Source organism: Rhodobacter calidifons, assembly GCF_011174775.1.
Taxonomy (GTDB): Bacteria; Pseudomonadota; Alphaproteobacteria; order Rhodobacterales; family Rhodobacteraceae; genus Tabrizicola; species Tabrizicola calidifons.
Genome location: NZ_JAANHS010000010.1, coordinates 22,644 through 42,221 on the forward strand (window position 1 = coordinate 22,644; position 19,578 = coordinate 42,221).

Sequence of the window (19,578 nt, forward strand, 5' to 3'; positions counted from 1 at the left end):
GAAGGGGCGTTGCCTTCGCCGGTTGCGCCGCCCATGCTGCCGGAAAACCACGGGGGCAAGGGGATGCGGGGTTTCTTCGTTGCCGGGCCATACGACGATGGCGATCCGGTCACCGGGCACTACTATGAAGCCGCCTCGCCCGACCCGGCGCGCGCCCAGGTCTGGGGCTATACCGCGAGGCTGTCCTGCCGGGCAGGAGAGAGGCTGCGCCTGCACGCCGTGTCCTCGGCGCAGGAGGCACGGCTGACCATCGCGCGGGACGGCCTGACGCCTCGCATCGTCCTTGACACCGTGATCCCCACCCGCTTTGCCCCCACACCCGCCGACTGCTCGGTCCGGGGCTGCGACTGGCCCCTGGCCTTCGAGACGGTGGTGCCAGAGGACTGGCCGACGGGGCTTTACACCGTGACGCTGGAGATCGAGGGCCACCGGTCGCTGGGCATGTTCGTGGTGAAGCCCGCCCGGCCCGTGGCAAGCCTGGCGCTGGTTCTGGCGACCGGCACCTGGTGTGCCTACAACGATTGGGGCGGGTCGAACCACTATCAGGGCCTGACCGGCCCCACGGGCGGTGACTTCGCCGCCGAGGTCAGCCTTCTGCGCCCCTGGGCCTCGGGCTTCGTCCGCTGGCCCGGGGACGCCCCGCGCATCCCGCATGCCTCGCCGCTGCTGTCGCGTCCGCGCTATCCGCATATGGAATATGCCCGCGCGAACGGCCTTTCCAAGAAATACGCCTCCTCGGGCTGGGCGGCCTTCGAACGGCCCTTCGCGCTTTGGGCCGAGACGCAAGGGATCGCGCTGGACTATCTGACCCAGCACGACCTTCACGCGGACCCGCAGCTTCTGGATGGCTACCGGCGCGCGGTGATCGTGGGCCACGACGAATACTGGACCTGGGAGATGCGCGACCACCTCGACGCCTGGCTTGATGCGGGCGGAGAACTGGCCCGGTTCGGGGGCAACTTCTTCTGGCAGACGCGGCTGTCGGACGATCTTGCGACGCAGACCTGCTACAAGACCCGCGCCGAAGCCGAAGATCCGATGGGCGCGACACGGCGGCTGACCAGCTACTGGGACCACCCCCGCACAGAGCGCCCCGCCGTGGCGACCATGGGCCTGACCGGCAGCATGGGCGTCTATGCGGGCTGGAGCCGCTGCGCCGCCCATGGCGCGGGCGGCTTCACGATCTACCGCCCCGACCACTGGTCGCTGGCCGGAACCGGGCTTGGCTACGGGGATGTGCTTGGGGCCGGTTCCAGGATCTTCGGCTACGAGGTGGACGGGATCGACTACGAGATCCGCAAGGGCCTGCCGTATCCGGCGCCCGACACCGGGCTGGAGGGAGAGCTGACCATCGTCGCGCTGTCACCCGCCACGACGCTTGCCCACCATACCGGGCGGCACGACATGGACCACTTCATCGGCACCCTGGATGCCGAAGAGGTCGCGCGGACAATCTACGGCGCGGTCACGCCGGAAACCCTGGGCCTTGCCAGCCGCGGCAACGGCTGCGTGGCGGAGTATCGCCGGGGCAGGGGGACGGTGTTCAATGCGGGCAGCTGCGAATGGGTCGCCGGGCTGATCGCCCGGGAACGTCCCGTCGAGGTGGTGACGCGGAACATTCTTCTGGGCGCATGGGGGTCGAGGTGACCTATCCCCTTCCCCCGCGCGCGGCCATGGGCTAGGCCTTGCCGCATGTTGAGCCTTGAAAACCTTGCGGCGGCCCGGGGCGGCGTCACGGTCCTGCGCGGCCTGACGCTGACGGTCGGGCCCGGCCAGGCGCTGATCCTGCGCGGACCGAACGGGTCGGGCAAGACCACGCTGCTGCGCACGCTGGCGGGCCTGCAAGCACCTGCGGAGGGCACTTGCGACCTGCCCCCCGACAGCGTTGCCTATGCCGCCCATGCCGACGGGCTGAAGGCGACGCTGACCGCGGCCGAGAATCTGGAATTCTGGGCGCGCATCTACGGAGGCCCTGCCATCGACCACGCGCTGGCCGCGCTGGACCTGACCGGACTGTCGCGGCGCCGTGCGGGCGAACTGTCCGCCGGCCAGAAGCGGCGCCTGGGCCTTGCGCGCCTTCTGGTGACCGGCCGCCCGATCTGGCTGCTGGACGAGCCGACCGTCAGCCTTGATACCGCCTCGGTCGCGCTGTTCACGTCGGCGGTGCGCCGGCATCTGGCGGGGGGCGGGCTTGCGGTCATCGCGACCCATATCGACCTCGGCCTGCCCGAGGCGCGGGTCCTCGACCTGGACCCGTACCGCGCCCGGGTGATCCAGAGCAGCGGTTTCGACGAGGCTTTCACATGACGCCTTGCGCCCGGACCAGCCGTCGGAGCCTCCGGCGGGAGTATTTTCGACATGGGCAAATGCGGGGGGCGGCATGAAGGCCCTTCTTCTTCGCGACCTGCGCCTCGCCTTCCGTTCGGGCGGGGGATTCGGGCTGGGGCTTGCCTTCTTCTTCCTTCTGTCGGTGCTGGTGCCGCTTGGGGTCGGGCCCGAAGGCGGCACGCTTGGCCGGATCGCGCCGGGCATCCTGTGGATCGGCGCGCTGCTGGCCTGCCTTCTGTCGCTGGACCGCATCTTCGCGCTGGATCACGAGGACGGCTCGCTGGATCTTCTGGCCACCGCGCCGATCCCGCTCGAGGCGGTGGTGGCAGTCAAGGCGCTGGCGCATTGGCTGGTCACGGGGCTGCCCCTGACCCTGATCGCCCCGGGGCTGGCGGTGTTCCTGAACCTGCCAGCGGCCGGTTATCCATGGCTGATCCTCAGCCTTCTGCTGGGCACCCCTGCGCTGTCAGCGATCGGCGCCTTCGGCGCGGCGATCACCGTGGGGCTGCGCCGGGGGGGGCTGCTGCTCAGCCTGCTGGTCCTGCCGCTTTATGTTCCGACCCTGATCTTCGGCGGCGAAGTGGTACGGCGGGGCGCCGAGGGGATGGCGTTGGGCACACCGCTTGCGCTTCTGGCAGCGATCAGCCTGGGGGCGGCCGCGCTGCTGCCCTTTGCCGCCGCCAGCGCGATCCGCGTCAATTTGCGCTGAGGCATCGCGCGATGGTGTGTTGAGCGGCAAGCGGGAACAGGATAGGCAACGGCCCATGTCGATCTGGGAATATGCGAACCCGAAGAAGTTCATGGCGCTTTCGACCCGGGCCTTGCCCTGGGCCGTCGGGCTGACGGTTGTGCTGCTGGCGGTCGGGCTGGTCTGGGGCTTCTTCTTCACGCCGGATGACTACAAGCAGGGCTCGACCGTCAAGATCATCTACCTGCATGTCCCCGCCGCGATGATGGCGATCAATGTCTGGATCATGATGCTGGTGACCTCGCTGGTCTGGATCGTCCGCCGGCACCATGTCAGCGCGCTGGCGGCCAAGGCCGCGGCCCCCGTGGGCCTGACCTTCACGCTGATCGCGCTACTGACCGGGGCGCTCTGGGGCCAGCCGATGTGGGGGACCTGGTGGGCCTGGGATCCGCGGCTGACCTCGTTCCTGATCCTGACCCTGTTCTATTTCGGCTACATGGCGCTGTGGGCGGCCATCGAGGACCCGGACACGGCCGCCGACCTGACCTCGATCCTCTGTCTGGTAGGGTCTGTGTTCGCGCTGCTGTCGCGCTATGCGGTGAACTTCTGGAACCAGGGCCTGCACCAGGGGGCCTCCCTCAGCCTCGACAGGCAGGAGAATGTCTCGAACGTGTTCTGGCTTCCGCTTCTGGTCTGCATCGCGGGCTTTGCCCTTCTGTTCGTGACGATGGTCCTGTTGCGGACCCAGACCGAGATCCGCGCGCGGCGGCTGAAGGCGCTTCTGGCGCGGGAGAGGGTGGCGTGATGCCGGACCTCGGGAAATACGCCTTCGCGGTGCTGGGGTCATACCTGGCCACGGCATTTCTGATCGCGGCTCTGGTGGGGCTGACCCTGTGGCAGTCGGCCCGGACCAAACGCGCGCTGGCCGAGGTCGAGGCGCGGCAGGGGACATCGGATGGCTAGGTGGCTGATGGTGCTGCCCCCGGTCCTGTTCGCGGGACTGGCGGGGCTGTTCTATGCGGGGATGCAGCGCGACAATCCGGGCGAGCTCCGCTCGGTCTTTGTCGGCCGCGCAGCGCCTGCCTTGCCCGCGACCACGCTGCCCGGCATTCCGGGGCTGACCGAGGCGGATCTGCGCAGCGGCGAGGTGACGGTGGTCAACTTCTGGGCCACCTGGTGCCCGCCCTGCCGGGCCGAACATCCGGTATTGCTCCAGATGGCTGCCGACGGGATCCGGGTTGGCGGGGTCAATATCCGCGACGACGATGCCAAGGCGCTGGCCTACCTGGCCGAGGAGGGGAACCCCTTCCTCGGCGTTGCCACCGACCCGTCGATGCGCGGCGCAATCGACTGGGGTGTCACCGCCCCGCCGGAAACCTTCATCATCGGCGGTGACGGAACGGTCCTGTTCCGCTTTCAGGGGCCGCTGGTCGGGACGGACTACGAATCCCGGTTCAAGCCGGAGCTGGAGAAGGCCCTGGCCGCAGGCGGCTGACTGCCCACGCGTGGACACCTTTTCAGATACAATGAAATCAACGACTTGGTCGTGGGCGCTCAGCAGGCGTCAACCTGAACGGGCGGTGGCCAGCCCCGCGAGAGGTGCGGGAACGGCCCATCCCGAGGGCAGGCGCGTCAGATGAGTGCGAGGGCCACCACGAAGACGAGCGCGGCCAGGAGCGAGAGATCGACAGCGGAGGAGGCGGGCAGGGCCCGGACCCTGGCAGACAGGCTGTCTTGAGAGCGAAGCGGCGGAAATCTCTGGGGCATGGGGTAAAGCCTTCTGGCAGTTGCGCCTTGCCACTCTGCCCGGTCAGATGAGAACAAAAAGTGAAGGCCCGGGCGTTGCCCGGGCCTTCCCTGGAAACAATCCGTTTCCGAACTCAAGCCGCGGCGAGGTTCCGCAGCACATAGTGCAGCACGCCGCCGTTCTGCACGTATTCGATCTCGATGGCGGTATCGATCCGGCATTTCAGCTGGATCACCTTCTCGGTCCCGTCGGCATAGCGGATGGTGCAGGGGACCAGCGACAGCGGCTTCAGGTCGCCCTCAAGCCCGCCGATGCTGACCACCTCATCCCCCGTCAGGCCCAGCGTCTTGCGGGTGTCGCCGTTGGTGAACTCGAACGGGATCACCCCCATGCCGACGAGGTTCGACCGGTGGATGCGCTCGAACGATTCGGCGATCACGGCCTTGACGCCCAGAAGCGCCGTGCCCTTCGCCGCCCAGTCGCGCGACGACCCGGCGCCGTATTCGATGCCGCCGAAGATCACCAGCGGCACGCCCAGCGCCTGATAGGCCATCGAGGCGTCATAGATCGAGGTCTGCTGCCCGTCCGGTCCCTTGGTATAGCCGCCTTCGACGCCGTCCAGCATCTCGTTCCGGATGCGGATGTTGGCGAAGGTGCCGCGCATCATCACCTCATGATTGCCGCGCCGGGCGCCGTAGCTGTTGAACTCGGAAACCGGAACACCCCGTTCCGTCAGATACTTGCCGGCGGGAGTCGAGGCCTTGAAAGACCCTGCCGGGCTGATGTGGTCGGTGGTGATCATGTCTCCCAGAAGCGCAAGGATCCGCGCGCCGGTGATGTTCCGGATGACGCCGGGCCTGGGCGACATGCCCCGGAAATAGGGCGGGTTCTGGATGTAGGTCGAAGTCGGCGGCCAGTCGTAGGTTTCGCTGTCCGTGACCTGCACGGCCTGCCATTTGGCATCGCCCTTGAAGACATCTGCGTATTTCTTCTGGAACGCCTCGCGCGTCACGACCGCGTGGACGATGTCGGCGATTTCCTTGTTCGTCGGCCAGATGTCCCTGAGATACACGGGCTTGCCGTCCCTGGATGTGCCCAGCGGTTCCGTGGTCAGGTCGATGTTCATGTCGCCCGCCAGCGCATAGGCGACAACCAGCGGCGGGCTGGCGAGGTAGTTCGCGCGGACGTCCGGGGAAATCCGGCCTTCGAAGTTGCGGTTGCCCGAGAGGACGGCGGCAGCCACGAGGTCGCCTTCGTTGATCGCCTTGGAAATCTCAGGCTGCAACGGGCCGGAGTTGCCGATGCAGGTGGTGCAGCCATATCCCACCAGGTTGAAGCCCACGGCGTCGAGGTCCTCCTGCAACCCGGCCGCGTTCAGATATTCGGAAACGACCTGCGACCCGGGGGCAAGCGAGGTCTTGACCCAGGGCTTGCGGTTCAGACCCAGAGCACGGGCCTTCCGCGCCACGAGCCCCGCGCCGATCATCACATAGGGGTTCGAGGTGTTGGTGCAGGAGGTGATCGAGGCGATCACGACCTTGCCCGACGACAGCTTGTAATCCTGCCCCTCCACCGCAACCTCGACGCCCATCGGGCGCTTGAAGCTGGCCTGCATCTCCCTGGCGAAGCTGGCCTTGGCCTCGGTCAGCGGCAGCCAGTCCTGCGGGCGTTTGGGGCCGGAGATGGCGGGGACGATCTCGCCCATGTCGAGGTGCAGGGTCGAGGTATAGATCGGGTCGTAATCCGGCCCGCGCCACATGCCCTGCGCCTTGGCGTAAGCCTCGACCAGCGCGATGCGCCCCTCGTCCCGGCCGGTCATGTGCAGATAGCGCAGCGTTTCCTCGTCCACGGGGAAGAAGCCGCAGGTGGCACCATATTCGGGCGCCATGTTGGCGATGGTGGCGCGGTCGGCCAGCGGCAGATGGTCCAGCCCCTCGCCGTAGAATTCGACGAACTTGTTCACCACGCCATGCTTGCGCAGCATCTGCACGACCTTGAGCACAAGGTCGGTCGCGGTGGTGCCTTCGCGCATCTGGCCGGTCAGCTTGAAACCCACGACCTCGGGGATCAGCATCGACACGGGCTGGCCCAGCATCGCCGCCTCGGCCTCGATCCCGCCGACGCCCCAGCCCAGGACGGCCAGGCCGTTGACCATGGTGGTGTGGCTGTCGGTGCCGACAAGCGTGTCGGGGTAGGCCACGAGGTTGCCGTTCTGGTCGGTGTCGGTCCAGACGGTCTGCGCCAGGTATTCCAGGTTCACCTGGTGGCAGATGCCGGTGCCGGGCGGCACGACGCGGAAGTTGTTGAAGGCCTTCTGCCCCCATTTCAGGAAGACGTACCGCTCCATGTTCCGCTCGTATTCGCGGTCCACGTTCATCTGGAAGGCGCGGGGGTGGCCGAATTCGTCGATCATCACCGAGTGGTCGATGACAAGATCGACCGGCACCAGCGGGTTGATCTTCGCGGCCGAGCCCTTGAGGCCCTTGATCCCGTCGCGCATCGCGGCAAGGTCCACCACGGCCGGAACGCCGGTGAAGTCCTGCATCAAGACGCGGGCGGGGCGATAGGCGATCTCGATCGGGTTCTGGCCGCCGTTCGCGCCCCAGGTGGAAAAGGCGCGGATGTCATCGACCGTCACGGTCTTGCCATCCTCGAAGCGCAACATGTTCTCGAGCACGACCTTGAGCGAGGCGGGGAGCCGCGAGAATTCCCCAAGGCCTGCGGCTTCGGCCGCGGGAATGGAATAATAGTGGACCGTCTGTCCCCCTGCGGTCAGGGTCTTGCGGGTCTTCGAAAGGTCATGTCCTACGGTGACGGTCATCTCTGGCTCCCATGAAAGGCGGCTGTCGCAGTTTTGTATACCATTGTATGCCGAATATCCAGCCCCGCATTTCGGCTTTCCTACAGCATGTGACAGGTCTCTCGCAAAACCTTGATTGGCTCGTGTCGGCGGGTCTTCCTATAACGCGGTGGGGACAATGTTCAGGATACGCGACATGCGACATTTCGTCAGCGCCGCCTGCGGGATCTGGCTTGCGGGCGTAGCGCCCTTGCAGGCAGAGCCGGTGGTGGTGGTGGAACTTTACACCTCGCAGGGCTGTTCCTCCTGCCCGCCGGCTGACGAATTCGTGGCAATGCTGGCTTCGAACCCGCAGATCCTGCCTCTGGCCCTGCATGTGGACTACTGGGACTACATCGGCTGGGTGGACCATTTCGCCAAGCCCCAGTTCACCGACCGCCAGCGCGCCTATGCCAAGGCGGTGGGGTCGCGGACGATCTATACGCCACAACTCATCATCGGCGGGTCGGACCGGATCGAGGGATTCGCGCCGGAAAAGACCGCCAAGCGTCTGCGCGCGCATCTCGAGGCGGGATCGTCGGTGCGCCTGACCGTCCGGCGCGAGGGGGACAGGCTGGTCATCCGGGCCGAGGCCGACCCGCCGCTTGCCGAACCGGTCCGGGTGCAGCTGGTGCGCTATACCCCCGAACAGACCGTGCGGATCGAGCGGGGCGAAAATGCCGGCAAGACCATCACCTACACCAACATCGTCACCTCCTGGGAGCGGCTTGGCGACTGGTCGGGCCGTGAGCCGCTGGAAGTGACAGCCCCGTTCCCGGGCGACGAACCGGGCGCGGTGATCGTGCAGGAACAGGGCCCGGCGGCGATCCTGGCCGCGGCCCGGGTGGACTGAGCGACTGCGGACGGGGCGCGCCGGCGCCCGCCCTACGCCGGGTTGACACCCTTCCAGCGCCGGTGAATCCAGAACCATTGCCCGGGATGTGCCTGAACCCTGGCCTCCAGCGCCGAGGTCACAGCCCGCATCATCGTTTCGGGGTCCGAATGCGGGATCGGCGCGTCAAGCTCCACCCGGAAGCCCAGACCATCGGCCGCGCGCGTGGCGAAGAAGGGGATCAGCTGGGCCTTCAGCCGCAGCGCGAGCTCGGCGGCGGAGAGCGCGGTGCGGGCCGGATGGCCGAGGAAGGGCAGGGCGGGCGCCCCCGGCACGTCCTGATCGAACAGCAGCACCAGCTGCCCCCCGGCCTTCAGATGCCGCACGAACCCCGCCGTGCCGACCCGCCCCTGCGGAAAGACCGGCCCGCCGAAGGCCTGCATCGTGCGGACGTAATGCGCGTTGAAATAGCGGTTCGACAGGTTCCGGTAGAGCCCGCCGATGTCGAAGCCGCGCGCCACAAGCGCCGCCCGCGCGGCCTCGTAATTGCCGAAATGGCCCGAGACGAGGATCACCGGCCGACCGGCCTCGCGCGCCTCGATCAGCGCGCGGTAGCCCGGGCCTTCGGGCTCGATCGTCCGGGCGCGGGCCAGGAAGTCGCGGGTCGAGTAGTTCTCGATCAGGGTGCGTCCCGCATTGTCCAGCGCGGCAGCGGCAATGGCCTTGCGCTCGGCCAGAGGCCGGTCGGGCCAGACCATGGCCAGGTTCTCGCGCGCCCGCTGGTCGTAGCCGGCAAGCGGCCCGATCACCCGGCGCATCAGCCAGCCGACAAGCGGAACCCGCCAGGCATAGGGCAGGGCAAGCCCCAGCCCGATCAGCCCGCGCGCCACGAGGTTGATCGCGAAATGGTCGGGGCGGAAGGGAGGTGCGTCTCCGTCAGAGTGCATCGGGGCTTTCACGGCTCTGGCGCGCGCAGCGCCCGGTTTTCGCGGTGCCAGACATAAAGTCCCGCACCCACGATCACAAGCGCACCGATGCAGGTCCAGCGGTCCGGCCATTGGTCGTAAAGCACCACGCCCCAGAAGGCCGCGAAGACGATCCCGAGATAGGCGAAGGGCGCGACGATCCCCGCCTCGGTGATCGAGAAGCTGCGGATGATGCAGAGCTGCGCCCCGGTGCCGAGGCAGGCGATCAGGCCGAATTTCCAGAGGTCCGCTGTCGCGACCGGGGTCCAGACGAAGGGCAGGGCGGCGCCTGCGACGAGGGTGCCGAACAGCGCGGCATAGACCATCGAGGCCCAGACGCTTTCCTGCGCGCCGATCTTGCGGGTCAGAAGCGCCGATGCCGCGTAGGAGACCGCGCAGAGCAGCGGCAGGAGCGCCGCCCAGGTGAAGACGCCGGCCCCGGGGCGGATCACGATCAGCGCGCCGGCAAGTGCCACGACGACCCCGGCGATGCGGCGCGGGCCCAGCCTTTCGCCCAGGAACAGCGCGGCGCCCAGGGTGATGAGGACCGGATTGGTGTCGGCGACGGCCGTTGCCTCGGCCAGGCCGATATGGCCAAGCGACAGGAAGAAGAAGGTCGTCGCCCCGAACTGCGAGGCCGACCGCCAGAAATGCAGCACCGGAAAGCGCGTCCGCAGCACCGCGCCGAGGTGGTGGCGCAGGAGCAGAAGAACCAGCAGCAGCTGCCCGGCGAAGCGGACCCAGATCACCTGAGGGGCCGGATAGCGGTCGATCAGGCCCTTGGCGGTGGCATCCATGGCGGTGAAGAGGAAGATCGCAAGGATCATCAGCCCCACGCCGCGCGTGACCCGGGACAGGGGGAGAGAGGCGGACATGCGGCGGTTCTAGAGGGTCTGGGCAGGCGCGGCAAGGCGGGCCGGCGGCCCGCTGCGATGGAGGTCGGCAGCGTCCGACCGTGCAACCGTGCAATGAATTGCTTGCATGACATTCCTGCGCGTCTGGCGCATAGTGGCGGCATTGAGCGTCTTGATTGGAGGAAATGTCATGAAATCAGCTTTGGCTGCGCTGTTTGTACTGTCTGCCGGTGCGGCACAGGCGGGCGGACCCGTGGCGGTGCCGGCCGATCCGGTGGTCGCGGCACCTGCGGCAGCTGCGGGGTATGACTGGACCGGGTTCTACGTCGGTCTGTCGGCGATGTCCGGCGATTTCCGCAACAGCGTCGGCGGCACCAGCGATACGAACGGCTTCGGTCTTCAGGCCGGCTATCTGCGCGACTTCGGCAATCTCGTCCTGGGGGGCGAACTGGCCTACGCGAAGATCGACTATGACGACTTCGCGTCAACCGAGTCGACCTCGACCCGGCTGAAGCTGATCGGCGGCTACGGCGCCGGGCGCTTTATGCCCTATGCCTTCGTCGGCCTGTCGAGCGCCAAGGTGACCGGACCGCTTGTGGCCTCCGACACGATGACCAACTACGGTCTCGGGGCGAAGGTCGCCGTGACGCAGCGGATTGCGGTCGGTCTGGAATATCTTGTCGAGGACAAGAACGATTTCGACGGGACCGGGCTCGACATCAAGTTGAAGGAAATCGCGCTTCGGGTTGACTACCGCTTTTGACCGGGCAGGCGGGCCGTCGCGGGCGGCTCTGCCTCAGTCCTCCTCCGGCTGGATCAGGGTGATCTCTCCGCTCGCCTCCAGCGTGCGGATCGCCGCGATGATCGCGGTCATCGCCTCTTCGCCGTCCTTTTCCTTGACCTTGCCGCGGGCGCCCATTTCCTCGCGCAGGCCCTGGGCCAGGCGTTGCGAGATGTTGGCCAGGATGAACTCTGCCGCCTTCTCCAGCCCCGGCTTGCCCATCGCGGCCGCCAGCGCCGTCACCAGTTGCGGCTGTTCGACCAGGCGGGTGATCTTGGGCGTGTCGCGCGGGTTCAGTCGTGTGGGGATATGGGCGAAGGTGAAGATCGCCTTCCTGACCTCGGCGGCAAAGGCGGCATCCTCGGCTTCCAGCCCCTCCAGTACGTCGTCGCGCGTCAGGGAGGGCGAGACGTTCAGGATCGCACCCACCCGTTCCACCGGCCCCTGGTCAAAGGCCTTGGGCGGCTGGTTGTCCAGTTCGGCCAGAAGTGCCGCGCCGATCCGCCGCACGGTTTCGGGATCGACATTGCCGGTCAGCGACACGGCATAGGCCACGCGCCGCGCGCGTTCGCCCGGCAGCTTGCCCAGAAGCTCGGCCGACTTGGCCACCGGCAGCTTCGACAGCATGACGGCCCCGACTTCCACCGCCTCGTTCACCAGTATCGGCAGCAGCCGGTCCGCGGGCAGCGCCGTTATCCGCTCCCACGGGTCGATCTTGGACGACGCTGAGGACATCCGCCGCAGGCGCTGGGCCGCGGATTGCGAGATGTGGCCGTCCATCATCGACAGCGCCCCTTCGATCCCGCCGGGGAAGGCGAGGCCGACCGATTCCAGTTCGGACAGGAATTCCGCCACCACTTCATCCAGCGTGGCGCGGTCGATCAGCCGCATCTGCCCCATCTGCTCGGCCAGCGCGGCCTGCATGTGTTCGGGCAGCGCGGCAAGCGGCAGGGACGTGCCCTCGGTCAGAAGATACCGCACAATCACCGCGGCCTTCTGCCGCGGCGTCAGAACCCGGCGCGGCACGGGGTTTACGGCAACGACCCGCCGTTCCGGAGTGATCCGGGCAAGGGGCACCATATCCTGGGGCATTCCATCCTCATCGATTCCCGATGAGGCAAGCCTCGCAGCGCCGGGTTAACGGAAGCTTTCGGCCGGCGATCAGCTGGTCGGCTTTTCCACGCAGGTGCCCTTGGCGCTGTCCCAGACCATGCCGGGCATGCAGCTGGCGGCGGTCTGGTTCATCGGCTCACCCCTGCACCCCGCCGCAGCGAGGCTGGGCACAAGCGAGAAGGCGAGAATGGCAAGAAGTCCGGCTGGTTTCATCTGGTCCTCCGTTGGTTGCCGGGTCAGTAGGTGTAGGTCACTCCGGTTTCGATCGCGGCTGCAAGCGCGGTCTCGGCCCAGGAGCCGCTGCCGCCATGCGCCCGGATCGCGTCAAGCTGCGCAAGGGCCAGCGCCGCTTCGTCCATCTGGACAAGCAGCTGGCCATAGTAGCTGCGCGCCAGGATGTTCGCGGGATCCAGCGCGATGGCGCGTTCATAGGCGGCGATGCCTTCCTCGACCCGGCCGGTCTGGCGCAGCAGGAAACCGCGGTAGGTCAGCACCCGGCTGGTCTCGCCCTCGGTCATCGTGGCCAGCACGGCCAGGGCCTCGTCGGGCCGGCCGGCATAGGCCAGTTCGCGCACCGCGCCAAAGCGCTGGTCGTCGTTCAGGCTGCTTTCCTCGGCCTTCACGCAGGCCTTGGTCTTTTCGTCCCAGATTTCGCCCTTGGCACATTCGGTCGTGGTGGCGGTGGGCTTGGGCGGCTGGCTGTCGTCACTCCCGGCCGCAAGCGCAAGCTGCGGTGTTAGGGCAAGGGCTGCGGCAAGGATCATGCGCATCGTGGAACCTTTCGGTAATTTTCCGAAAGGTAGCACGATTGTGTCTCGGGCAAGACCGGAAATGAGGGGTCGGCCCGGATGGGCCGATCACGGTTTCGTCATTCGCCGAAGACGCGGGCGAAGATCGTGTCCACATGTTTCGTGTGATAGCCGAGGTCGAACTTCTCCTCGATCTCGGCGGGGGACAGGGCTGCCGTGACCTCGGGGTCGGCCAGAAGCTCGGTCTTGAAGTCGGCACCCCGTTCCCAGACCTTCATCGCGTTCCGCTGCACCAGCCGATAGGCGTCCTCGCGGGAAACGCCGGCCTGGGTCAGCGCCAGAAGCACGCGCTGGCTCATCACCAGGCCTTTGAACTTGTTCAGGTTCTTCAGCATGTTCTCGGGATAGACCACCAGCTTTTCCACGACGCCCGCCAGGCGGTGCAGCGCGAAATCCAGCGTGATCGTCGCATCCGGCCCGATCATCCGCTCCACGGATGAATGCGAGATGTCGCGTTCATGCCAAAGCGCCACATTCTCCAGCGCCGGGACCACGGCCATGCGGACCAGGCGGGCAAGGCCGGTCAGGTTCTCGGTCAGGACCGGATTGCGCTTGTGCGGCATCGCGGACGAGCCCTTCTGGCCGGGAGAGAAGAATTCCTCCGCTTCCAGCACCTCGGTCCGCTGCATGTGGCGGATCTCGATGGCAATGTTCTCGATCGACGAGGCGATCACGCCCAGGGTGGCGAAATACATCGCGTGCCGGTCGCGGGGGATCACCTGGGTCGAGATCGGCTCGGGCGTCAGGCCCAGCATCTTGCAGACATGTTCCTCGACGCGCGGGTCGATGTTGGCGAAGGTCCCCACGGCGCCGGAGATCGCGCCGGTCGCAACCTCTTTCCGTGCGTTTTCAAGCCGTTCGCGGTTGCGCTTCATTTCGGCATAGAAGCGGGCGAAGGTCAGGCCCATCGTGGTCGGCTCGGCATGGATGCCGTGGCTGCGACCGATGCGGACGGTATCCTTGTGTTCGAAGGCGCGCGCCTTCAGTGCGGCCAGAACCCGGTCGATCCCCTTCAGCAGCAGGTCGGCCGCGCGCACCAGCTGGATGTTCAGCGTGGTGTCGAGCACGTCCGAAGATGTCATCCCCTGATGGACAAAGCGCGCCTCGTCATGGCCGATGATCTCGGCCAGATGGGTCAGGAAGGCGATGACGTCGTGCCTGGTGACCGCTTCGATCTCGTCGATCCGCGCCACGTCGAAGGGCACGTCCTTTGCGCGCCAGACGGCTTCGGCGTTTTCCTTCGGGATCACCCCCAGCGCGGCCTGTGCGTCGCAGGCATGGGCCTCGATCTCGAACCAGATGCGAAAGCGGGTTTCCGGGGACCAGATCGCCACCATATCGGGGCGGGAATAGCGCGGGATCATCGGCAGACCTTCGGGCAGGGAAGCTGCCGCCCCCTTACGCCGCGTCGCGGCAGGGCGCAAGGCGTCAGGGGAAGGCGGCGATCAGCGCGGGCGGGATGGTCAGCTGCACGACGCGGCTGGCCACGAGGGCACAAGGCAAGGTCGATCCCGTTGCCCGCCGCCCGCGCCGACCGTCGCCGCCCCGGGCGCCGCCCGCCCGGCGAAGGCCAGCAGCGGCTCGACTTGCGGATGCCGGCAGGCGCGGCGCAACAGGTCCGGGGCTGCGGCGTGGCTGTCCTGGCCCGCCAGCGCCTGTCCGACCGGGCCGGATTTCTGCGCGGATCGGGCTTCAAGAATCCGAACTGTTGCCAAAGGCGCAACTCAATTATGCCGCAGTGATCGGGCTAGAAAGTCCGGGCTGACCACCGGAGAGGAGATGGCCCCGCCGCTTCGGGCCCTGGTGATGCAGCTTGTTGAAGGGGATGGGACGTCCCGGCAGGCACGACGAGGTGGGAATGAGTGAGGGAAACAGGATCTGGCAGACGGTGATCGGGCTGGCGCTCGGGCTGGCGATCCTGGCGCTGGCCGGCGGTTATCTGGGCTGGCTGCATCCGCTGGGCGATTCCCTGTCGGTCGGGCGTGCGCTGGCGGCGACCGCGATCCTGGTTCTGGCGGTCTTTGCCAGTTTCGCGGGACTGCGCATGGCGGCCTTCGTCGCGACTCTGCTGGCCCTTCTGACCGGGGCACAGGTGCTTCTGGCCTACAGCTGGCCCGGCCTGCCCGGGCGCTATTCGGTGTATCAGAAGAACCTCCTTTACCGGAACGCCGATCTTGCCGCGGTCGAGAGCGACATCCGTGCCACCAATCCGCAGATCGTGACCCTCCAGGAAGTGTCCGAGCCGAACCTGGCGCTGCCGGCCCGGCTGAAGGATGCCTATCCGCACCAGCATGTCTGCCCGGGCGGCCGGGTCGGCGGCACCGCCATCCTGACCCGGCTGGTCCCGGTTCCGGGCACCGCCTTCTGCGCGCCGGGACTGGCCGCGATGCAGGTGGTCGCCGGGGTGGAAGGGCAGGACCGGATCTGGCTGGTCTCGGTCCATCTGCACTGGCCCTGGCCCTACGGGCAGGGCGATCATGTCGATCGGCTGCTGCCGATCCTCGACCGGCTGAAGGGGCCGGCGATCATGGCGGGGGACTTCAACATGGTGCGCTGGGGCCATTCGGTCAGCCGAATGGCCGAGGTCCTGGATGTCCGCGCCGCCGGCCCGACCTTCGGCACCTATGTCGGATGGAGCGATTTCTTCCGCCTGCCGATCGACCATGTCTTTGCCACGCGTGGCGGCCGCGTCGGCCCGCGCCCTGCGCTGGGGTCGGATCATCTGGGGCTGCTGGCGCTGGTCGAGATCTGAGCCGGTCTTGCCAAGGAAAGGCCGAAGGCACGCCGAAGAAGCGTTCGCTGCACCTCTTGTCCGCTCGTCGGCGACTTCGTCCCTCCTCGCTTGCGTCCAGCCCCGACGAGACGCCGACGGCGACCGAGGAGGGTTTGCCTACCCCATCAGCCGCGTGTCGAAGGGATAGCGGGTCAGCGTCTCGCAGCCCGTTTCGGTGATCAGCACCTGATCCTCCAGCTTGATCGAGAAATCCCCGCCCTCGGGCGAGACCAGCGCCTCGACGCACAGCACCATCCCCGGCTCCAGCGCCGCGTCGAAGGCGCCGGGGATCCAGCCGTCGGGATAATGGACATAGGGCCATTCGTCGCAAAGCCCGACGCCGTGCATCTTGCAGCTGTATTTCTGCGCCCAGTATTCCGGGGCCAGCTGATGCCCTTCCATCACCAGTTCCTCGATGGTGACGCCCGGCTTCAGCCGCGCCTTGTGGTCGGCGATGTGGTCGAGCGCATGATGGAACGCGCTGACCATCGCGTTCGACGGCCGCGCATCGCCCACCCACCAGGTGCGGCTGATGTCGATGCAGAAGCCATAGGCGCCGATCAGGTCGGTGTCGAAGGCCACGATCTCGTTGTTCTGCACCAGCCGCGGTCCGCATTCCTGAAACCATGGGTTGGTCCGGGGACCGGAAGCCAGGAGCCGCGTCTCGATCCATTCCCCGCCGCGCCGGATGTTCGCGGCATGCAATTCCGCCCAGATCGCATCCTCGGAGACCCTGCCGGATGGCACATTTGCCCGCGTGAAGGCCTCCATCTCGGCAATCCCCGCCTCGCAGGCGTGATGCGCACAGCGTATCGCCAGGATCTCGTCCGGGGTCTTCACGGCCCGCACCCGTTCGGTCACCTCCTCGCCTTCCTCGACCATGAACCCGATCGCCTCCAGGGCCCGCAGCCCGTGGACCATGATCTTGTCCACCGCCAGCCGCCGGTTCGTCCCGGCATGGGCGCGCATCACCTCGTCCACCTGTGCGGCAAAGCCCCGGGCGGCCTCGGCGCCCCGATCCCCTGTCGAGTTGTAGAAGAACGTCGCCCCCGAGCGCAGCTCCTTCACCAGCGGGTTGAAGGTCACCAGGAACGGCGCGTTCCTGTATTCCCACATCACCATATGCCCGTCGGCGCACAGAAGGCAGGCCCGGAACGGGTTGTGCGTGTTCCACAGCTGCATGTTGGTGGTGTCGGTCGCATAGCGGATGTTCAGGGGGTCGAACATCAGCAGGCCGCCGTAGTCCCGCGCCACCAGCCCCGCGACCAGGCGCTTCCAGCGGTCCTCGCGCATCCGCGCCAGGTCGGGCAGCTGCAAGCCTGCCGCCTCCCATTCCCGGAACGCCAGTTGCGTCGGCCCGATCTCCACCCGGTCGTTGTCGTTGGGCGAGCCATCGCCAAGCGTCGCCCCCCGCGACGGGTCGATCTTGCGGCGGTCGCGGTGATAATCCATCTGGCCCTCCCTTTGTGCCAGAGTGCCCGGGCGCGAAACCGCCGCATCGCCATCCGCGACGCGGCGGGTCGCAAACGTGTCGGTTGCGGCGGCCTCGCACCCGTGGTCAAAGACCGCCATGGTCAACCCGATGCAAGATGCGCCGATCCTTCAGGACCGGCTTCCGCTTCACCCCTGGGCCCATCCGGCAACCCGGAGACTGCCCGGCATCCAGCCCGTGCAGGGCCGCGACTGGCTGCGGGTGGACGAGGCCTATGCCGGCCAGATGGCGCTGCGCGACCGGCTGATCGCCGCACAGCCCGAGGTCGTCCACGCGCTTCTGCCCCAGGCGCGTCCGGCGGCGGAAGAGCTGTATGAAACGATTCTCGATTGGCTGGCGGCCGAACCGGGTTTCACCCGGACGGCCGGCCACGTCACACGCCCCGACGGTGTGACCGTCGCGCTCGACCCGTCACAACCGCTGGTCACCCTGGGGCGCCTGGTCCAGCAGGACCTCTGCCTCATGCAGGCGAACGGCGCGGAATACGACCTGACCGGCGCGATCCTGTGCTTTCCGGCCTCCTGGACGCTGGCGCAGAAACTGGGCCGCCCGATGACCGGCATCCATCGGCCGGTCGAAATCTACGACGACACCCTGGCCGCGCGCGTTCATCGCCTGCTGACCGCGATCCGGCCGGAACAGCCGCTGTGGCGGATGAACTTCTTCACCTACGACGACTTCATGCTGCACCATCCCAGGGTGGAAGGCGACTGGCGGCGCCAGCCCACGGGGCGGTCCTACATCCGTTGCGAGCGCCAGACACTGCTGCGCCTGCCCAGCACCCGGGCTGTCCTCTTCGCCATCCACACCATCGTCGTCGACGCCAACCGGCTCAGCGCCGAGGACTACGCTGCCCTGCGCGAGGCGATGCATTGACGCGCTGCCTTCTGATCCATGCCCATCCGCTGCCCGGCAGCCTGAACGCGCACCTGGCCGCGACGGTCGAGACGCTGGCCCGCGCGCAGGGCTGGCAGGTCACCCGGCGCGACCTGTACGACGGCTTCGATCCGGTCCTGACGGCCGAGGAACGGGCGGGCTATTATGCGACGCCTCCGGTCACGCTGACCGATGAAAAGCGCGAACTGGCCGAGGCCCAGGTGCTGATCCTGGTGTTTCCGACCTGGTGGTCGGGCTTTCCGGCCATCCTGAAGGGCTGGTTCGACCGGGTCTGGACCCCTGCTGTGGCCTTTGACCCTGCCCCCGACCTTGGCGCGATGCGGCCGCGACTTTCCAACCTGCAACAGGTGCTGGCGGTGACCACGATGGGCGCGCCGCGCTGGATCGACTGGCTGGTCCTGCGCCAGCCGCTGCGCCGCGCCCTCTGCCGGGGGATCATCCGCCCCTGCGCGCCAAGGGCCCGGGTCCGCTGGCTTGCGCTCTATCAGGCCGAAACTGTGCCGGCCAAGCGGGTTCAGCGGTTCGAGGCCCGCATTGCCGGCGAAATCAAAGCGATGACACGGAGATTGAGATGCCCGGACTGATCCGCCGCACCCTTATGATCGGTGGTGCTGCCGCTGCCGCAGGTGGCCTGGCGCTCTGGCGCTGGCGGGCACCGGGGGCGAAGGACATCGCCTATGGCAATGATCCGCGTCAGGTCATGGACCTGACCTTGCCGCGCGGCACCTCGCCTGCGCCCATCCTGGTTATGGTACATGGCGGGGCGTTCAGGGTCGGGGACAAGTCCGACCTTGCCATCTGGCCCGAGATACTGGACGCGGGCATCGCCGTGGTCCGGGTGAACTACCGGCTGTCCGGCACCGCGAAATGGCCGGCGCAGGGCGAGGATGTCCTGGCGGCCATCGTCCATCTGCAACGCGAAGGCGCGGAACTGGGGCTTGACCCGTCGCGGATCGTGCTGCTGGGGCAGTCGGCGGGGGCGTTCCTGGCGGTGGGCACCGCGCTGAGCCTGGTCGAGGTCGGTCTGCGTCCGCGCGGCGTCGTCAGCCTGTTCGGACCGATGGATTTCTCGACCATGGACCAGGACATGAAGACCCTGGGTCGCACGCCGCAGATGGGGTGGACCGACCCGGCGGACAGCGCGGAAAGCCAGCTTCTGGGCTATGCCGTGGGGGACAGACGCGCCGAGGCCCGGGCGATGGGACCCATCGGGCGTCTGTCGCAGCTGAAAGAGCCGCTGCCGCCGATCCTGATCCGTCACGGCGATGCCGATCCGCTGATCGCCGATCTCCAGGCCAAACGCCTGCGCGAGGCCTGGCTGGCGGCCGATCCGACCGCCAGGGTCGATTACAAGCTTGTCCCCGGCGCGGGCCATGGCGGCGAGGCCTTCGAGACGGATCCCGTCAGGACCGAGGTGCTGGCCTTCGTGCGGGCAGCTGTGGCCTGATCCCGGACCGGGG

General features: G+C 67.4%; 20 protein-coding genes. 12 read left to right on the forward strand and 8 right to left on the reverse strand.

Features of this window, described 5'->3' with window-relative positions; all coding sequences use genetic code 11:
• The first annotated feature begins 33 nt into the window (after window positions 1-33).
• The 6 genes from G8O29_RS13135 (at window position 34) to G8O29_RS13160 (ending at window position 4,511) form a co-directional block, all read left to right on the forward strand.
• Complete coding sequence (locus tag G8O29_RS13135) at window positions 34-1,647, forward strand: N,N-dimethylformamidase beta subunit family domain-containing protein (RefSeq protein WP_166403686.1); 1,614 nt, start codon at window positions 34-36, stop codon at window positions 1,645-1,647.
• Between the two features lie 45 nt (window positions 1,648-1,692).
• Complete coding sequence (ccmA, locus tag G8O29_RS13140) at window positions 1,693-2,307, forward strand: heme ABC exporter ATP-binding protein CcmA (RefSeq protein ID WP_166403687.1); 615 nt, start codon at window positions 1,693-1,695, stop codon at window positions 2,305-2,307.
• Between the two features lie 73 nt (window positions 2,308-2,380).
• Window positions 2,381-3,037 carry a heme exporter protein CcmB gene (gene ccmB / locus G8O29_RS13145; protein ID WP_166403688.1) on the forward strand — a complete coding sequence of 219 codons (657 nt, stop codon included), beginning with the start codon at window positions 2,381-2,383 and terminating at the stop codon, window positions 3,035-3,037.
• 55 nt (window positions 3,038-3,092) lie between these two features.
• Window positions 3,093-3,821, forward strand: coding sequence for a heme ABC transporter permease (locus G8O29_RS13150; RefSeq protein WP_166403689.1), 729 nt, complete (start codon window positions 3,093-3,095; stop codon window positions 3,819-3,821).
• Entirely contained in the window at window positions 3,821-3,979 is a 159-nt protein-coding gene (gene ccmD / locus G8O29_RS13155; protein ID WP_207623817.1) for a heme exporter protein CcmD, read from the forward strand. Before G8O29_RS13150 ends, ccmD begins: the two co-directional genes overlap by 1 nt.
• A complete protein-coding gene (locus tag G8O29_RS13160; protein ID WP_166403691.1) occupies window positions 3,972-4,511 on the forward strand; it encodes a DsbE family thiol:disulfide interchange protein in 540 nt (179 codons plus the stop codon). The genes ccmD and G8O29_RS13160 overlap by 8 nt, the downstream gene beginning before the upstream one ends.
• 385 nt (window positions 4,512-4,896) lie before the next feature.
• Here the strand turns inward: G8O29_RS13160 and acnA are convergent, their stop codons facing one another.
• Window positions 4,897-7,584 (reverse strand): aconitate hydratase AcnA, encoded by a 2,688-nt coding sequence (acnA, locus tag G8O29_RS13165; RefSeq protein WP_166403692.1) that lies wholly within the window; start codon window positions 7,582-7,584, stop codon window positions 4,897-4,899.
• A gap of 175 nt (window positions 7,585-7,759) precedes the next feature.
• Here acnA and G8O29_RS13170 point away from each other — a divergent pair, with 175 nt between their 5' ends.
• Window positions 7,760-8,455: a DUF1223 domain-containing protein gene (locus G8O29_RS13170; protein WP_166403693.1), complete on the forward strand. Its 696-nt coding sequence runs from the start codon at window positions 7,760-7,762 to the stop codon at window positions 8,453-8,455.
• A gap of 32 nt (window positions 8,456-8,487) precedes the next feature.
• On the opposite strand, the gene G8O29_RS13175 is transcribed toward G8O29_RS13170, so the two are convergent.
• Both G8O29_RS13175 and G8O29_RS13180 read right to left on the reverse strand, forming a co-directional pair.
• Entirely contained in the window at window positions 8,488-9,381 is an 894-nt protein-coding gene (locus tag G8O29_RS13175) for a lysophospholipid acyltransferase family protein (protein WP_166403694.1), read from the reverse strand.
• Window positions 9,382-9,389: 8 nt separating this feature from the next.
• Window positions 9,390-10,274, reverse strand: a complete 885-nt coding sequence (locus tag G8O29_RS13180) for a DMT family transporter (RefSeq protein WP_166403695.1) — start codon at window positions 10,272-10,274, stop codon at window positions 9,390-9,392.
• A gap of 169 nt (window positions 10,275-10,443) precedes the next feature.
• Between G8O29_RS13180 and G8O29_RS13185 the strand changes: the two genes are divergently transcribed.
• Entirely contained in the window at window positions 10,444-11,016 is a 573-nt protein-coding gene (locus G8O29_RS13185) for an outer membrane protein (RefSeq protein ID WP_207623818.1), read from the forward strand.
• A 33-nt stretch (window positions 11,017-11,049) separates the two neighbouring features.
• Here the strand turns inward: G8O29_RS13185 and G8O29_RS13190 are convergent, their stop codons facing one another.
• The 4 genes from G8O29_RS13190 to purB all read right to left on the reverse strand — a co-directional run bounded on the left by G8O29_RS13190 (window position 11,050) and on the right by purB (window position 14,320).
• Entirely contained in the window at window positions 11,050-12,126 is a 1,077-nt protein-coding gene (locus G8O29_RS13190) for a flagellar motor switch protein FliG (RefSeq protein WP_242679109.1), read from the reverse strand.
• Window positions 12,127-12,195: 69 nt separating this feature from the next.
• Entirely contained in the window at window positions 12,196-12,360 is a 165-nt protein-coding gene (locus tag G8O29_RS13195) for a hypothetical protein (RefSeq protein ID WP_166403697.1), read from the reverse strand.
• A gap of 23 nt (window positions 12,361-12,383) precedes the next feature.
• The gene (locus G8O29_RS13200) at window positions 12,384-12,917 is read right to left on the reverse strand and encodes a tetratricopeptide repeat protein (protein WP_166403698.1); all 534 of its coding nucleotides are present in this window, start codon (window positions 12,915-12,917) and stop codon (window positions 12,384-12,386) included.
• A gap of 98 nt (window positions 12,918-13,015) precedes the next feature.
• Window positions 13,016-14,320 (reverse strand): adenylosuccinate lyase, encoded by a 1,305-nt coding sequence (gene purB / locus G8O29_RS13205; protein ID WP_166403699.1) that lies wholly within the window; start codon window positions 14,318-14,320, stop codon window positions 13,016-13,018.
• A gap of 494 nt (window positions 14,321-14,814) precedes the next feature.
• On the opposite strand from purB, the gene G8O29_RS13210 reads away from it, so the two are divergent.
• Entirely contained in the window at window positions 14,815-15,708 is an 894-nt protein-coding gene (locus G8O29_RS13210) for an endonuclease/exonuclease/phosphatase family protein (RefSeq protein ID WP_166403700.1), read from the forward strand.
• Window positions 15,709-15,846: 138 nt separating this feature from the next.
• Here G8O29_RS13210 and dddP read toward each other — a convergent pair whose 3' ends face one another.
• Window positions 15,847-17,181: a dimethylsulfonioproprionate lyase DddP gene (gene dddP / locus G8O29_RS13215; RefSeq protein ID WP_166403701.1), complete on the reverse strand. Its 1,335-nt coding sequence runs from the start codon at window positions 17,179-17,181 to the stop codon at window positions 15,847-15,849.
• Between the two features lie 130 nt (window positions 17,182-17,311).
• On the opposite strand from dddP, the gene G8O29_RS13220 reads away from it, so the two are divergent.
• Genes G8O29_RS13220 through G8O29_RS13230 form a run of 3 tightly spaced genes read left to right on the forward strand, consistent with a single transcriptional unit; the run spans window position 17,312 to window position 19,565 of the window.
• A complete protein-coding gene (locus G8O29_RS13220) occupies window positions 17,312-18,097 on the forward strand; it encodes a heme-dependent oxidative N-demethylase family protein (protein ID WP_166403702.1) in 786 nt (261 codons plus the stop codon).
• Entirely contained in the window at window positions 18,094-18,702 is a 609-nt protein-coding gene (locus G8O29_RS13225) for an NAD(P)H-dependent oxidoreductase (RefSeq protein WP_166403703.1), read from the forward strand. The genes G8O29_RS13220 and G8O29_RS13225 overlap by 4 nt, the downstream gene beginning before the upstream one ends.
• Complete coding sequence (locus G8O29_RS13230) at window positions 18,690-19,565, forward strand: alpha/beta hydrolase (protein WP_166403704.1); 876 nt, start codon at window positions 18,690-18,692, stop codon at window positions 19,563-19,565. The genes G8O29_RS13225 and G8O29_RS13230 overlap by 13 nt, the downstream gene beginning before the upstream one ends.
• Window positions 19,566-19,578 lie beyond the last annotated feature (13 nt).